Annotated in this window: 12 protein-coding genes; 8 read left to right on the top strand and 4 right to left on the bottom strand. The window is 66.4% G+C overall.

What is annotated here, in order from left to right:
* Position 1: 1 nt before the first annotated feature.
* The 3 genes from A6723_RS07940 to A6723_RS07950 all read right to left on the bottom strand — a co-directional run bounded on the left by A6723_RS07940 (position 2) and on the right by A6723_RS07950 (position 4,237).
* Complete coding sequence (locus tag A6723_RS07940; RefSeq protein ID WP_054910146.1) at positions 2 to 2,413, bottom strand: TonB-dependent receptor; 2,412 nt, start codon at positions 2,411 to 2,413, stop codon at positions 2 to 4.
* Between the two features lie 385 nt (positions 2,414 to 2,798).
* Positions 2,799 to 3,734: a FecR domain-containing protein gene (locus A6723_RS07945; protein ID WP_054910147.1), complete on the bottom strand. Its 936-nt coding sequence runs from the start codon at positions 3,732 to 3,734 to the stop codon at positions 2,799 to 2,801.
* The gene (locus A6723_RS07950) at positions 3,734 to 4,237 is read right to left on the bottom strand and encodes a sigma-70 family RNA polymerase sigma factor (RefSeq protein ID WP_054910148.1); all 504 of its coding nucleotides are present in this window, start codon (positions 4,235 to 4,237) and stop codon (positions 3,734 to 3,736) included. The genes A6723_RS07945 and A6723_RS07950 overlap by 1 nt, the downstream gene beginning before the upstream one ends.
* 258 nt (positions 4,238 to 4,495) lie before the next feature.
* Here A6723_RS07950 and fusA point away from each other — a divergent pair, with 258 nt between their 5' ends.
* Positions 4,496 to 6,604, top strand: coding sequence for an elongation factor G (gene fusA, locus A6723_RS07955; RefSeq protein WP_054910149.1), 2,109 nt, complete (start codon positions 4,496 to 4,498; stop codon positions 6,602 to 6,604).
* Between the two features lie 921 nt (positions 6,605 to 7,525).
* Here fusA and A6723_RS07960 read toward each other — a convergent pair.
* Positions 7,526 to 9,001 (bottom strand): ATP-binding protein, encoded by a 1,476-nt coding sequence (locus A6723_RS07960; protein ID WP_054910150.1) that lies wholly within the window; start codon positions 8,999 to 9,001, stop codon positions 7,526 to 7,528.
* Between the two features lie 372 nt (positions 9,002 to 9,373).
* On the opposite strand from A6723_RS07960, the gene A6723_RS07965 reads away from it, so the two are divergent.
* The 7 genes from A6723_RS07965 to A6723_RS07995 are packed head-to-tail and all read left to right on the top strand — an operon-like array spanning position 9,374 to position 15,118.
* Positions 9,374 to 10,525 (top strand): acyl-CoA dehydrogenase family protein, encoded by a 1,152-nt coding sequence (locus A6723_RS07965; RefSeq protein ID WP_054910151.1) that lies wholly within the window; start codon positions 9,374 to 9,376, stop codon positions 10,523 to 10,525.
* 30 nt (positions 10,526 to 10,555) lie between these two features.
* Complete coding sequence (locus A6723_RS07970) at positions 10,556 to 10,927, top strand: hypothetical protein (RefSeq protein ID WP_017516776.1); 372 nt, start codon at positions 10,556 to 10,558, stop codon at positions 10,925 to 10,927.
* A gap of 3 nt (positions 10,928 to 10,930) precedes the next feature.
* Positions 10,931 to 11,431, top strand: a complete 501-nt coding sequence (locus A6723_RS07975) for a nuclear transport factor 2 family protein (RefSeq protein ID WP_371914046.1) — start codon at positions 10,931 to 10,933, stop codon at positions 11,429 to 11,431.
* The gene (locus tag A6723_RS07980) at positions 11,428 to 12,579 is read left to right on the top strand and encodes an amidase (RefSeq protein ID WP_054910152.1); all 1,152 of its coding nucleotides are present in this window, start codon (positions 11,428 to 11,430) and stop codon (positions 12,577 to 12,579) included. The genes A6723_RS07975 and A6723_RS07980 overlap by 4 nt, the downstream gene beginning before the upstream one ends.
* A gap of 10 nt (positions 12,580 to 12,589) precedes the next feature.
* A complete protein-coding gene (locus A6723_RS07985; RefSeq protein WP_054910153.1) occupies positions 12,590 to 13,873 on the top strand; it encodes an aromatic ring-hydroxylating dioxygenase subunit alpha in 1,284 nt (427 codons plus the stop codon).
* The gene (locus A6723_RS07990; RefSeq protein ID WP_054910154.1) at positions 13,870 to 14,367 is read left to right on the top strand and encodes an aromatic-ring-hydroxylating dioxygenase subunit beta; all 498 of its coding nucleotides are present in this window, start codon (positions 13,870 to 13,872) and stop codon (positions 14,365 to 14,367) included. Before A6723_RS07985 ends, A6723_RS07990 begins: the two co-directional genes overlap by 4 nt.
* A gap of 10 nt (positions 14,368 to 14,377) precedes the next feature.
* Complete coding sequence (locus tag A6723_RS07995) at positions 14,378 to 15,118, top strand: SDR family NAD(P)-dependent oxidoreductase (RefSeq protein ID WP_054910155.1); 741 nt, start codon at positions 14,378 to 14,380, stop codon at positions 15,116 to 15,118.
* Positions 15,119 to 15,304 lie beyond the last annotated feature (186 nt).

Raw genomic sequence — 15,304 nt, forward strand, 5'->3', positions numbered from 1 at the left:
ATCAGAAGTCCAGGGTCATCGACAGTTTCAGGGTGCGCGGGTCGCCCTGGGTCAGGTAGCCACCGATGGTGGAGGCCCAGTACGACTTGTTGGCGACGTTCTCCAGGTTGGCGCGCAGGGTCACGTCGCGCTCGTCCACCTTGAAGGCATAGCGGGCGCCGAGGTCGAAGCGGGTCCAGGCCGGGATGCTGAGGTCGTTGGCTGCGTCCAGGTACTGGCCGCCGGTGCGCAGCATGCGGCCGTTGATGGCTGCACCCTGGATACCCGGCACATCCCAGTCGGCGCCCAGGTTGTACTGGAAGGTCGGCACGCCGACGGCGCGGTTACCGTCGGTCTTGCCGCCAGCGGTGTTCTTCAGTTCGGTGTCGATCCAGGTGCCGCCGGCCAGCAGGCGCAGGCCGTCCACCGGCTCGCCGAAGACGTTCAGCTCGATGCCGCGGTTTTCCTGCTCGCCGTCGACGCTGAATATCTTCGAGTCCGGGTCGGTGGTGCTGAAGGGCTGCTCGATGCGGTAGAAGGCGAGGTTGCCGCCGTAGCTGCCGAAGTCCAGCTTGGCGCCCACTTCCACCTGCTTGGAGCGGTTCGGTGCGAAGACTTCACCGAAGTTCGCTGCGCTGCTGGGCGCGGTCGGGCCGGCGGCCAGGCCTTCGATGCGGTTGGCGTAGAGCGACAGGTACTCGGTGGGCTTCACCACCAGGCCGTAGACCGGCGTGGTGATGGATTCGTCGTAGGTGGCGGTGCGCTTGCCGACGTAGTTCCAGCCATCGGTGCCGATGCTCTGGCGGCGTACGCCCACGGTCAGCAGCACACGGTCGTCGAGGAAGCCAAGGGTATCGGCGGCGGCCAGGCTCTTGTTCAGTGTCTTGCCGACGATGCCGGGGTCGCTGTAGTCGCCGCCGGTGAGGGTTGGCGCGGGCTTGGGCGTCTGCACCGGGTTATAGATGTCGGTGGGGTAGCGCTTGGTGGTCATGGTATAGGCGCTGCGCTGCTCGGCCCAGATGCCGGCGACGCTGAGGTTCATCTGGTGGCTGACCGGGCCGGTGGCGAAGTGGCCGTTGAGGCCGGCCATGGCGCTCTTGTTGTCCTCGTCGTGGGTGGCATCCATCATGCCGCCGCCTGCGGCGCCATTATTGTCGCTGAGCGTCAGGGCCGAGTAGGCGCCATTCTCGCGGGTGTGCTTGGCGCCGCCGGAGAGGTAGGCGGTCCAGCTGTCATTGAGGTCGTACTCGGCGCGGAACATGCCGAAGGTGTCTTCCAGCTGGGAATAGCTCCAGGACTGGCCGTAGTTGTGGTCGGCGTCCGGGGCGTGGGGAATGCTGCTGACGCCGGTGCCGACGTAGACCACCGGGCGTCCCTGGTTGATGCGCTGCTTCTGGTAGCCGAAGTCAGTCATCAGGCGCAGGCGCTCGCCGCGGTAGTCGAGGTTGACGGTGGCCAGCTTGTAGCGCTGGTTCTCGTCGTCGACGCCGGTCTCGCCCTCGCGCTGGGCCAGGTTGACCCGCGCGCCGAAGCGGTTGTCCTCGCCGAAGCGCTGGCCGAGGTCAAGGTGCTCGCTGATCTGGTTGTCGCTGCCGTAGCCCAGGGTCACGCTGCGGGTGGGGTTGTCTTCGGCGCGCTTGGTCTGCAGGTTGACCGCGCCGCCGATGCCGCTGCCGCTGGGTGTCACGCCGTTGATGAAGGCGTTGGGACCCTTGAACAGTTCGACGCGCTCCAGCGATTCGGTGCCGATGATCTGCCGCGGGGTGACGCCGTACAGGCCGTTGAGCGAGACGTCGTCGGTACTCAGCGGCAGGCCGCGGATGACGAAGATCTGCGAGAAGTTGCCGTAGCCATTGCCCTGGCGCACCGAGGCATCGTTGAGCAGCACATCGCCGACGGTCTGTGCCTGCTGGTCCTGAATGGTCCTGGCGGTGTAGCTGGTGAAGCTGAAGGGCACGTCCTGCATGTCCTGGTCACCCAGCATGCCCAGCCGCGCGCCACGGGCGACCTGGCCACCGGCGTAGGCGGGCGGCAGCTCGCCGCGTTGCTGCGCGGCGCCGCTGACGGTGGTGGCGTCCATCTCCAGGGCGCCGCTGTCATCCGGCGCCGCTTCCACGCCGTAGCCGCTGCTCTTGCGCACCAGGCGGTAGCCGCTGCCTTCGAGCAGGTGCTCAAGGCCCTGCTCCGGCGCGTAGTTGCCTTTCAATCCAGCGCTTTGCTGGCGGTTCAGCGCCTGCGCCTCGAATGCCAGCGGCACGCCGGCCTGTGCAGCGAAGCGGGCCAGCACCTCGCCCAGCTGGCCGGGGGCGATGTCGTACTGGCGCTGCTGGCTGCTGGCTTCGGCCGCCAGGGTGGGCAGCACGACGCCGCCAGTCAGGGCCAGGCCGACGGCCAGGGCAAGGGAGTGGGGGCGGAGGCGGGAGCGGAGGAGCATGGAGTGTTCCTGTCGGCGAATAGAGGTTGTCTTCCTCTTCACCGGGCGAGATCGGAAAAGGTGTCAGGGGTGGGCGAAAAAATTTCAGGTTGTCTGTTCTGTAGGAGCGAGGGGGGCGCCCAGCTCTTGCTCGCGAACCGCCCAGCGCCAGCGCGGCCGGAGAATCTGTTCGCGAGCAAGCTCGCTCCTACAGGGCAATGGATAGTTCGGAGTGGTGGCATGCCCTCACCCCAATCCTCTCCCAGGGGGAGAGGGAGCAGATCGTGCCGGCTGACGCCGAGGGTTTCGTCCTGCACCACACGGCTCCCTCTCCCTGAGGGAGAGGGCTGGGGTGAGGGGGACGCCGTGGGCGCAGGAATAGCAGGAGGCACACTTTGCTCCCGGCTCACGCCGGCTCCACCGTCACCCAGTAGCGCGTCAGCCGACGCAGCTTCACCGGCAGCATGTCCGCCAGCAGTGCCAGCCCGGCGTCGCTGTCGCCGACTGGGATCGCCCCGGTGACGCGCAGGTTCGCCAGGCGCGGGTCGCAGCGCAGGAAGCCGCTGCGATAGCGGCCAAGTTCTTCCAGCAGAGCATCCAGGCGCATGCCCTGGGCCAGCAGCATGCCGTTCTCCCAGGCGCTGGCGTTGGCATCCGCGCTTTGCAGGGACTGGAAGCCCTGCGCCCCGAACACCAGTTGCTGGCCGGCGTTGACTACCTGGCTCGCGGCTCCCGGCAATTCGACGCTGACTTCCTTGTCCAGCACCGCGACCCGGCAGGCGTCGCCCAGGTCGCGCAGGCTGAAGCGCGCGGCCGGCGTGCGCAACAGGCCATGACGGCTGTCGACGAGGAAGGGGCGTGGATCGGGGAGGGCGTCGACGAGGATTTCGCCTTCCACCAGGCTGAGGCGGCGTTCGCGGGCGTTGAAAGCGACATTCACCGCGCTGCCGGTATTCAGCGTGATCTGGCTGCCGTCCGGCAGACGCAGGTGCTTGCGCTCGCCCACGGCGGTGCGCAGGTCGGCATTCCACTCCGCCCACGGCATCTGCCGGGCTACCAGCCAGGCAGCGGGCGCCACGGCCATCAGCACGCCCAGGCGGTTGAGCATCTGCCGGCGACTCAGGCCCGTGCGTTGCAGGCTTTGCCGGCCCAGGCCCGGCGGCAGCTGGCGCAGGCCCAGCAACGCTTCGGCGCGGCGCCAGGCTTCGGCGTGCTGGGCGCTGCGCGCGCGCCATTGCTCGATGGCCTGCAGGTCGGCGCTGCTGGCCGGGTGTTCGTTCAGGCGCACCAGCCAGTCGGCGGCTTCGCCGAGGATGCCGGGGTCCAGTGGTTGCTCGCGCATCAGGCGACGCTCAGGCAGGCGACGAAACCGGCACGCATGTAGCGCTTTACGCTGGCCAGGGAAACGCCCAGGCGCTCGGCGATCACCGGGTAGGTCAGGCCATCCAGTTGCGACAGCAGGAAAGCCTCGCGGGTCAGCACCGGCAATTCGCTCAGGGCGGCGTCGATGCGCTCCAGCGCCTCGATGATCAGCTCGCGGGTTTCCGGGCCGGGCACCAGCTCTTCGGGCAGCGCGGCGACGCTTTCCAGGTAGGCACGCTCGATCTCCTGGCGCCGCCAGCGGTCCACCAGCAGGCCCTTGGCAATGTGGGTGAGAAGGGCGCGCGGGCGTTCGCCGAGGTCTTCCAGCGGCCGCCGCAACAGGCGCAGGAAGGTGTCATGGGCAAGATCGGCGGCATCCCAGGCGTTGCCCAGCTTTCCGCGCAGCCACTGCTGGAGCCAGCCGTTGTGCTCGTTATAGAGAGTGTGCAGGTGCTGTGGGGAAGGGGTTTCGACGAGAGCCACGGTGCGTGCGTCAGATTTTCATTTGAGAATGTATATCATTTTAGGGTTTTCCCGCCGTGCAACGCAATGCCGGAGCGACGCAGCCGGTCGGACTGCGACACCAGCGCCCCCGCCATACTGGAATTGCCACGAAGACGCGCTACCTTGAGCCTGTTGCGCTCAGAAATTTCTGACGCCGCATTTCCTCCCGCCGTCCCGCGCAGGCAACGGACCCGCAGCAGCAGGCCCGGCAGTCAACCAGCAGAAACGGAGCACACCATGGCTCGCAATACGCCCATCGAGCTTTACCGCAATATCGGCATCGTCGCCCACGTGGACGCCGGCAAGACCACCACGACCGAGCGCATTCTTTTCTACACCGGTGTGAACCACAAGATGGGCGAGGTGCACGACGGCGCGGCGACCATGGACTGGATGGTGCAGGAACAGGAACGCGGCATCACCATCACCTCGGCGGCCACCACGGCGTTCTGGCAGGGCTCCACCAAACAGTACGACCACAAGTACCGCTTCAACATCATCGACACCCCCGGCCACGTCGACTTCACCATCGAGGTGGAGCGCTCCCTGCGCGTGCTCGATGGCGCGGTGGTGGTGTTCAGCGGCGCCGACGGCGTCGAGCCGCAGTCCGAGACGGTCTGGCGCCAGGCCAACAAGTACCACGTGCCGCGCCTGGCCTACGTCAACAAGATGGACCGCCAGGGTGCCGACTTCCTCCGCGTGGTCGCGCAGATCAAGCAGCGCCTGGGCCACACGCCGGTGCCGATCCAGCTGGCCATCGGCTCGGAGGAAAACTTCGCCGGGCAGATCGACCTGGTGAAGATGAAGGCCATTGTCTGGAACGATGCCGACCAGGGCACCAGTTACACCGAGGAACCGATCCCCGCAGAACTGCAGGCGCTGGCGGACGAGTGGCGCGCGCACATGATCGAGGCCGCTGCCGAAGCCAACGACGAGCTGATGAACAAGTACCTCGAAGGCGAGGAACTGAGCATCGCGGAAATCAAGGCCGGCCTGCGCCAGCGCACCCTGGCCAACGAGATCGTCCCGGCGGTACTGGGTTCCTCGTTCAAGAACAAGGGCGTGCCGCTGGTACTCGACGCCGTCATCGACTACTTGCCGGCGCCCTCGGAAATCCCCGCGATCAACGGCACCGACCCGGACGATGAAGAAAAACACCTGGAGCGCCACGCCGACGACAGCGAACCGTTCTCCGCGCTGGCCTTCAAGATCGCTACCGACCCCTTCGTCGGCACCCTGACCTTCGCCCGCGTCTATTCCGGCGTGCTGAGCAGCGGCGACGCCGTGCTCAACTCGGTGAAGACCAAGAAGGAACGCGTCGGCCGGATGGTGCAGATGCACGCCAACCAGCGCGAGGAGATCAAGGAAGTGCGCGCCGGCGACATCGCCGCGCTGATCGGCATGAAGGATGTCACCACCGGCGACACCCTGTGTTCCATCGACAAGCCGATCATCCTCGAACGCATGGACTTCCCCGACCCGGTGATCTCCGTGGCCGTGGAACCCAAGACCAAGGCCGACCAGGAGAAGATGGGCATCGCCCTCTCCAAACTGGCCCAGGAAGACCCCTCGTTCCGCGTCAAGACCGACGAGGAGACCGGGCAGACCATCATCTCCGGCATGGGCGAGCTGCACCTGGACATCATCGTCGACCGCATGCGCCGCGAGTTCAACGTCGAGGCCAACATCGGCAAGCCGCAGGTGGCCTACCGCGAGGCGATCCGCAGGAAGTGCGAGATCGAAGGCAAGTTCGTCCGCCAGTCCGGCGGCCGTGGCCAGTTCGGCCATTGCTGGATTCGCTTCGAGCCGGGCGACGAGGGCAAGGACGGGCTGGAGTTCGTCAACGAGGTGGTCGGCGGCGTGATCCCGCGCGAATTCATCCCGGCGATCCAGAAGGGCATCGAGGAACAGATGCAGAACGGCGTGCTCGCCGGCTACCCGCTGATCGGCCTGAAGGCCTCGGTATTCGACGGCTCCTACCACGACGTCGACTCCAGCGAGATGGCATTCAAGATCGCCGCCTCCATGGCCACCAAGCAGCTCTCGCAGAAGGGCGGCGCGGTGCTGCTGGAGCCGGTGATGAAGGTCGAGGTGGTGACGCCGGAGGACTACATGGGCGACGTGATGGGCGACCTGAACCGCCGGCGCGGGCTGATCCAGGGGATGGAAGATACGCCGGCCGGCAAGGTCATCCGCGCCGAGGTGCCGCTGGGAGAGATGTTCGGCTACGCCACCGACGTGCGCTCGATGTCCCAGGGGCGCGCGAGCTACTCGATGGAGTTCACCAAGTACGCCGAGGCGCCGGCGAACATTGCCGAGGCGATTATCAAGAAGTCCCACGGCTGAGGTTTCCCTGAGCCAACGACGGCGCCTTCGGGCGCCGTTTTCTTTGACAGGGCCCGGCGGAGCTTTTCGTAGGGCGCATAACGCGCCAGCGTTATCCGCCGCGGGCCTATCGGCGGATAACCCGTTTCGGGCTATGTGCCCTACGGTTCTGCCCCGGCTTTTGCTCTGGCTCATCAGGATTTCCAGAGAAACCTCCGCGCGCTCCGGAGTGCCCCTTTCAGGAGGCCGAAGGTGATCGGAGTTTCAGGGGTTGAGCGACATGGATGTCGCGAGAGCTGCGATGGGCCAGGGATGGCCCTTCGCAGCGGGCCCCTGAAGCTCCGAAGAACCGAGGGTATTTTTCGCGAAGCGAAAAACCGGATGCAGGGGCAAGACCTTTTGGTTCCTTTTGGGGCGTTTGCCAAAAGAAACTCGCCCGAGGGGGCGAAACAAGAAGTTCACGCGTACGCCGAAGCGGCGCATTAACACCCAACCGCAAGCAAGAACATCGCGTACAAAGTCTGCTGCTACGGGAGCCGGCCTGTGTGGCGCGCAATGTCCGCGATACTTCAAGTTCTGGTGTTTAGCACCGCATTTGAGTGTTCGGATGTATTGGGTTTCGCCCCCTCGGGCGAGTCACTTTTCCAAACGCCGAAAAGTAACCAAAAGGCTTGCCCCGGACATCCGGTTTTTCGCTTGGGGCGAAAAATGCCCTCGTTGAAGCAAAGTTTCAGGGGCACGCCGCGAAGGGCCATCCCTGGCCCATCGCGGCTCTCGCGGCATCCATGCCACTCGACCCCTGAAACTCCGCTTCAACGAGGCCTCCTGAACGGGGCACTCGGAGTGTGTGGGCGTTTCTCTGGAAGTCTTCGAGTGCCAAAAGCCGATCTTCCCGTGTTGGAGCGGGCTACGCCGCGATCCGCTGGCAAGGAAGGCGGCCGATCACTCCGCCAACGGCAACCCGAAACAGAACATCGCCCCGCAGGGCTCGACATTCTCCGCCCAGATGTCCCCGCGATGCCGCGAGACGATGCTCTGGCACAGTGCCAGGCCGATCCCGTTGCCGCTCACCTTGGACGTGAAGAAGCCATCGAACAGCCGCTCCTTGGCCCCGGCATCGATGCCACGGCCCTGGTCGAGCACGCACAGCCGCGCGCTGTCGCCCTCGCGAGAGGTGCGGATGCGCAGCAGGCGGCGCTCCTCGGGGAGGTTGAGCATCTCCTCGATGGCGTTGAAGGCGAGGTTGAGGATCACCTGGCCGACCAGCACCTTCTCGCAGCTCACCCAGAGGGGCTTGTCGCAGCGCTCCAGTTCCACGCGCACGTTGCTCGGTTGCGCCTTGAGGCTGATGAAGTAGAGCGTTTCGCCGAGCAGTTCATTGAGGTCGATGCGCTGCTCGGCCTGCTCCAGTTTCACCACGTATTCGCGCACGCTCTTGATGATCAGCGAGGCGTGCTCGATCTGCCGCACGGCGCTGTCCAGGCCCCAGGCGGCGGAGGCTTCGGCCTTCTGTTCGCGGTCCAGGCGGATCAGCGCGCCCTCGATGAAGTTGCGCGTGGCCGCCAGCGGCTGGCTGAGTTCGTGGGCGATGGCCAGGGCCATCTCTCCCATGGCGTTGTAGCGCGCCAGGTACTCCAGCTTCTGGTCGCTCTGGCGCTGCGCCTGGGCGGCGCGGACCTGTTCGGTGACGTCGCGGAACAGCAGCAGGTGGCCGACCAGGTCGTCCTCGATCTCGATGTAGCGGCAGGTCGCGTGGTGCCAGCGCCATTCGCCGTCCAGGCGTTGCAACTGGTAGCTGACGGAGTACGGCTCGCGGCTTGGCGGCTGCATCGCCAGGTGGTGTTCCAGGCGCGGGCGCGTGGCGCTGTCGCAGCGGCCGAGGAAGTTGTGCGCCATCCAGTCGTCCTGGCTGCCGCCCAGCAGGGGCAGGGCGGATTCGCTGAGGAAGCGCAGGTTGCCGTCAGCGTCGAGCACCGCCACGCCTTCGGCGAGGTCCTGCATGAAGGCCTTCAGGCGGCTCTCGAAACGCTGCAGGTCGCGCTCGACCTGTTTCTCCCTGGAGATATCGCGGAACTGCACCATCAGCACGTCGCGCTCCTGCAGGCGCACGCGGGTGGCGACGGCCTCGGAGAGGATTTCCACGCCCTGTTTGGAGCGGTAGCACCACTCGATGGTGCGCTGGCCGGTGCGCGCCGCGCCTTCCAGCCAGCGCAGGCCGACCGAGCGGCGGTACTGCGGGGCATTGGCGGTCATGTCCGGCGCCTTCAGTGGCACCAGCTCTTCCAGCGTGAAACCAAGCACGGCCAGTGCGGCGTTGTTGGCCCAGAGGATTTCCTTGGTCTGCGCATCGTGAAGGATCACGCACAGCGGCATGGCCTGGAGCAGGGCGAGGAAGTCGTCGGGCGTGGGCTGGAACATCGAAGCTCGCTCTCGATTGCAGGGACGGGTAAGCAGTGGCGCCTTTATACCGCGCAGCGTAGCGCGAAGGGACTGCGGAGTAACCCGGCGCCGACTAGGGGATTCCTTTAGACGCGGGGCTGCACGCCCCAATAGTTGGGCGGGCAGGGCGGTTCATACACTGGCCCCAACGACGACCGGCCCGCATCGAACGGGCCGATGGCCTACACGACCTGTTCCAGGTCTCGCCGAGCGCAGTTCAGGCAAGGTGGAGGCGCGCGAGGAAGCGCAGTTTGCATTTGCAAATGAGCATTCCGAGTGCGCCTCCAACGCAGCCTGAGCAAGCGCAGGCAGACCGGGAGCAGGTCGATAAGAACAAACGGAGATAATGCCATGCTGCGTGCCGCCCTCGCCGAACCGCTCGATGCGGACGGCCGTGCCCTCGAATTCCAGCGCGTGCTCGATGAAGTGCGCCAGCGCCGCGATGAGTTCGACACCCGCTCCCACGTTCCCCGCGACATGATCGAACGCTTCCGCGATGTCGGCATCTATCGCGCCGCAACTCCGCGCTGCTTCGGCGGCGACGCACTGCCGCCGGCGCAGTTCCTGAAGCTGGTCGAGCGTATCGCCGAAGCCGACGGCTCCGCCGGCTGGGTGGCCAGCTTTGGCAGCGCCAGCACCTACCTCACCGCGCTGCCGCGCCACACCCTCGCCGAACTCTATGCCGACGGCCCGGACCTGGTGTTCGCCGGCGGCCTGTTCCCGATCCAGCCGGCCACCCAGGTCGAAGGCGGCTGGCGCGTCAGCGGCACCTGGAAATTCGCCAGCGGCTGCAAGGGCGCCGACGTGCTCGGCGTCGGCATCGGCATCGGTGGCCCAGGCGGCAAGCCGCGCACTGCGCTGCTGCGCGCCAGGGACGTGGAGATCGTCGAGAACTGGAACGTGGTTGGCCTCAAGGGCACCGGCAGTCACGACCTGAAGCTGGACAATGCCTTCGTTGCGGACGACTGGACATTCATTCGCGGCGGCGAATCGAACATCGATGAACCGCTGTACCGCTACCCGACCATCGCCTACGCCGCCCAGGTACTGGCCGTGGTCAACCTCGGCCTGGCCCGCGCAGCGCTGGACGAGATCACCCGCATGGCGTCTTCCAGCGGTGTGACCGGCGCGCCCAAGCTTGGCGACCGCGCCTATGTACGCATCGAGATCGGCAAGGCCGAGGCTGAGCTGCAGGCCGCGCGCGGCTTCTTCTACGACGCCACCGAGACTGTCTGGGACTCCATCCTCGCCGGCAACGCCGTCAGCCCCGAGCAGGTCAGCCAGCTGCGCCTGGCCGCCGTGCACGTGTCCCGCGCCGGTGCCGACGTGGTACGCCGCGCCTACAGCCTGGCCGGCACCACGGCGATCTACCTGAACCACCCGCTGCAGCGCTACCTGCGCGACGCCATGGTGGTGACCCAGCACGCCTTCCTGAGCGATGGCATGTACGACGGCGCCGGTGCGGTGCTGCTCGATGTGCCGCCGTTCCCCGGATACATCTGATTCAAACCCATAAGAACAAGGACTCGAAGCATGACCCGTCCGACCACCGAACCCTTGCGCGTACTGTTCTGTATCGGCATCGCCCAGCCGTTCTTCGACCTGCCCACCGGTGAAGGCATCACCGTGTGGAAAGGCTTCTCGCAGATGATGAGCGACCTCGGCGCGCTGCCGGGCATGAACGTGCTCGGCGTGCTGGATGACGACCGCCTGATGGTCGGCCCGTCCACCACCTCGCCCTGGACCGTCTACATCATGGCCGACGTGGATTGCCACCAGACCGTGATCGACGCCTGCAACCTGTTCCGCACCACGCCGGTGGGCGAGTACAGCCTGTGGAAGTACGCCAAGGTCGAGGCGCGCATCGGCCGCCCGCTGACCATTCCCGAAGCCGCGCGGACCTGAGCCATGAGCAGCCTGAGCATGGCCGAGCTGAACCGCCGCCTGGAGGTCCTCGAAGGGGAAAGCCAGGTGCGTCGGTTGATGGCCCGCTACATGGACCTCTGCGACGTACCGCGCGCGCCGGTAGCGATCACCGAGCTGGCCGAGCTGTTCAGCGAGGACGCAGTGTGGGAAGGCATCGGCGCAACTACGGCACAGACCTTCGGCCATCACCAGGGCCGCGAGGCGATCGCTGCGTTCGTCTTCGGCTACCTGCCGCCGTCGCCGCACTTCGCGCTGAACCTGCATTTCCTTACCAGCGAGTCGATCCGCGTCGACGGCCGCACCGCGCGCGGGCAATGGATCATGCAGCAGCTCTCGACCTATGCCGAGGGCCACACCGAGCTGTTCGGCACGCGGCTGGACATCGATTTCCGCGAGATCGACGGTCGCTGGCAGATCAGCCATTTCCGCACGCAGCGCCTCTCGCAACGCGCGCTGGGTGGTGCAGGGGAGGGCCGTCCATGAGCACTTTCGTCAGCGAATTCATTCTCGGCGGCGACGGCAAGCGCGTCGCGGTCAAGGACAGCATCGACATCGCCGGCTACCCGACCCGTTGCGGCACTCGCGCGCTGGCCGACGCCGCGCCGGCCACGCGCAACGCGTTCGTGGTCGACGCCGTGCTGAACGCCGGCTGGCAGATCGTCGGCAAGACCAATCTTCACGAACTGGCCTTCGGCGTCACCGGCATCAATGACTGGACCGGCACGCCGATCAACCCGATGGCGCCGGACCGCGTACCCGGCGGTTCCTCCAGCGGCTCCGCGTCCGCCGTGGCGGCGGGCCTGGCGGACATCGCGCTGGGCACCGATACCGGTGGTTCGGTGCGTGTGCCGGCGGCTTGCTGCGGTATCGCCGGGCTGAAGCCGACCTTCGGTCGCGTCAGCCGCGACGGCGTGCACCCGGCGCAGAGCAGCCTGGATTGCGTTGGCCCGTTCGCCGCCAACATGGCCGACCTGATCGCTGCCATGCAGGTCATCTGCCCTGGCTTCGGCAACGTGCAAATGCCCGGTGACGGCGCCCATGTGGCCTTCCTCGAAGTGCCGTCCGCGCCGCACATCCAGGCCTGCCTGGGTGCCGCCGCGGACCGTGCCGGCTGGCGCCGCAGCCACCTGTTCCTCGGCGAGTTCGAGGCGGCCTTCCAGGCCGGGCTGGTGGTGATCAATCACGAGAACTGGGCCGCCTATGCGGCGCTGACCGGCAAGGGCCTGATCGGCGCCGATGTTGAGCAGCGCCTGCTGCTGGCCAGCCGCACCACCGACGCTGAGCGCGCTGAGGCGGAGAAAGTGCGCGAGCACTTCACCCGCGCGATCGACGCCGCGCTGGAGGACTTCGAAGTGCTCTTGCTGCCGACCATGCCCGACCTGCCGCCGCTGCTCAGCGATGCGCGCAACGGCAAATCGGTGGCCGGCATGACGCCCCTGGTGCGGCCTTTCAACCTCAGCGGACACCCGGCGCTGACCGTGCCGGTGGACCTGGATTGCGGCGGGCTGAAAGTCGGCCTGCAGATCGTCGGCCGCAAGGGCGACGACGAACGCGTATGCGCCTTCGGTGCGCAACTCGAACACAGCCTGGCCGCCACGCGGCCTGCGCAAAAACATAAGAAATCGGCATGAGGAGATGGGCATGAGCGCTCACGAATACCGGCTGATCGCCCGGTCGCGCAGCGTCGAAGAGCTGGTCGGCGACGACCGCGTCGATGTCTCGCTGTACAACGACCCGCAGCTGTTCGAAGCGGAGATGGACAAGATCTTCTACCGCACCTGGGTGTGGGTCGCCCACGAAAGCGAAGTGCGCAACGCCGGTGACTTCAAGACCACCAGCGTCGGCCGCCGACCGGTGATTGTGGTGCGCGACAAGAAGGGCAACATCAACGTCCTGGAAAACCGCTGCCGCCACCGTGGTGCCACCGTCTGCGAGAAGCACAAGGGCAACGCCACCGGCTTCACCTGCCCGTACCACAGCTGGTCCTACGCGCTGGACGGCAAGCTGCGTGCGCTGCCGTACCCGGATGGCTACGAGGACATCCTCGACAAGTCCGAGCTGCCGCTGACCAGCCTGCGCGTGGAAAGCTACGCCGGCATGGTGTTCGCCACCTACAACGACGACATCGAGCCGCTGGAAGACTTCCTCGGCGGGGCGAAGCACTGGATGGACCTGTTCATGAAGCAGGGCGCCGGCTACCCGATCAAGACCCAGGGCGAACACAAGTTCACCTTCCGCGGCAACTGGAAGATCCAGCTGGAAAACACCACCGACGGCTACCACTTCCCCATCGTGCACAAGTCGTTCATGTCCTCGGTGGATGAAGAGACCGAAGAGATGCTCTCGTTCATGAGCGACGAGCAGGCGGTGACTCACGCCCTGGGCAACGGCCACAGCGTGATGGTGATGGTCCCCGAACACGTCGACCTCGACCACGACGACGGCACCGAGCAGCTGCAGGAGCGCTTCGCCCACGTCACCGAGGAGCTGTCGAAAACCATGGAGCCTGCCCAGGTGCGCCGTATCGTCCGCTCGCTGCATGGCGCCGGCTTCAACCTCAACCTGTTCCCCAACGTGGCCATGTCCATGTCGTTCTTCCGCGTGCTGCGGCCGATCTCCGTCACCGAGACCGAGATTCGCCACGTCGCCCTCGGCATGGATGGCGGCCCGGAGATCGCCAACCGCGAGCGCATGCGCATCCACGAGCACTTCCAGGGCCCGTTCGGCTTTGGCAGCCCGGACGACGCCGAGGCCTGGGACCGCGTGCAGCGTGGCTCCTACGCCGGCGTCGACGCGCCGATCCTGGTCAACCGCGGCCTGAACCGCGAAGTGGTCGCCGAGAACGGCGACAAGGTCTCCCACGCCACCGACGAAGGCGGCATGCGCGAGGCGTACCAGATGTGGAAAAGGATGATGAGCCAATGAGCAACGACACCCTGAACGGCTTCTCCGGCCCGCTGGCCAAGGCCATCGAATTCGTCTGGCGCGAGGCCGAGCTGCTCGACCGCAAGGACTACGCACAGTGGTCGCAGCTGTGGAGCGAGGACGGCATCTACGTGGTGCCGATCGACGCCGAGGGCGACGACTTCGCCGCCAGCCTGAACTACGTCTTCGACGACGCGCGCATGCGCGCCCTGCGCATCGAACGCCTCACCGGCGGCCATTCGCCGTCGGCGGTGGACGCGGCGAAGACCGTGCGCACCGTCTCGCGTTTCACCCTGGTGGAAGCGGCGGGCGATGTGGTCGAGGTGAATTCGGCGCAGGTGCTCTACGCCTACAAGCGTGGCGTGGCGACGCCGTTCATTGCCGACCTGAACCACCGTATTCGCTTCACCGACGGGCAAGTCCGCCTGGAGCGCAAGGTGATCCGCCTGATCAACGCCGAAGACGCGCTCAACGCGCTCGGCTTCCTGCTCTGAGGGCCGCACCATGCAACGAGTTGCCTTGGTAACTGGCGCCGCACGCGGGCTCGGCGAAGTCATCGCGCGCCGCCTGCACGCCGCCGGCCTGCGCGTGGCGCTGGCCGACCTCAACGAGGACGCGGTGCAGCGCCTGGCCGATGAACTCGACCCGGAGGGCCGCACGGCCCTCGGGTTGAAGCTGGATGCGCGGGAGAAAGCCGATTTCGAACGCGCTCGCGATGTGATTGCCGAGCACTGGGGCGGCACCGACATCCTGGTGAACAATGCCGGGATGTCCAAGGTTGCCGGGCTGATGGACATCAGCCCGGAGGATTTCGACGCCTCCATGGCGGTGAACCTGCGCGGCACTTTCGTCGCCTGCCAGGTGTTCGGCACGCACTTCGCGGCACGCGGTTTCGGTCGCATCGTCAACATTGCCTCGCTGGCCGGGCAGAACGGCGGCACCGCCACCGGCGGCCACTACGCCGCAGCCAAGGGCGGCGTGGCGACCCTGACCAAGGTGTTCGCCCGCGAACTCTCGGCGCAGGGCGTGACCGTCAACGCCATCTCGCCGGGGCCGCTGGATTTGCCGGTGGTCTACGAGAGCGTAGCGCCCGAGCGCCTGGAACAGATCCTCAAGACCATCCCCGCTGGCCGCCTGGGCGACCCGACCTTCATCGCCGACAGCGTGCTGCTGCTGTGTGCGGAGAACGCCGGATCGGTGACCGGGGCGTGCTGGGATATCAATGGTGGGTTGTTCATGCGTTGAGGTTTGGGCTGGGCGGACGGCGGATAACGCTGCGCGTTATGCGCCCTACGCTTGGCCTGAGCTTGAGTGGGGTAGCTGAAGAGCCCCTCTCCCTAACCCTCTCCCGCAAGCGGGAGAGGGGACTGATCGGCAGGGCTGGAAACACCGCGCGTTCCAGACACTGCGAACCGCTCTCTCCCTGCAAAA

The sequence above is a fragment of the Pseudomonas sp. AU11447 genome (assembly GCF_001672555.2).
GTDB lineage: Bacteria > Pseudomonadota > Gammaproteobacteria > Pseudomonadales > Pseudomonadaceae > Pseudomonas > Pseudomonas nitroreducens.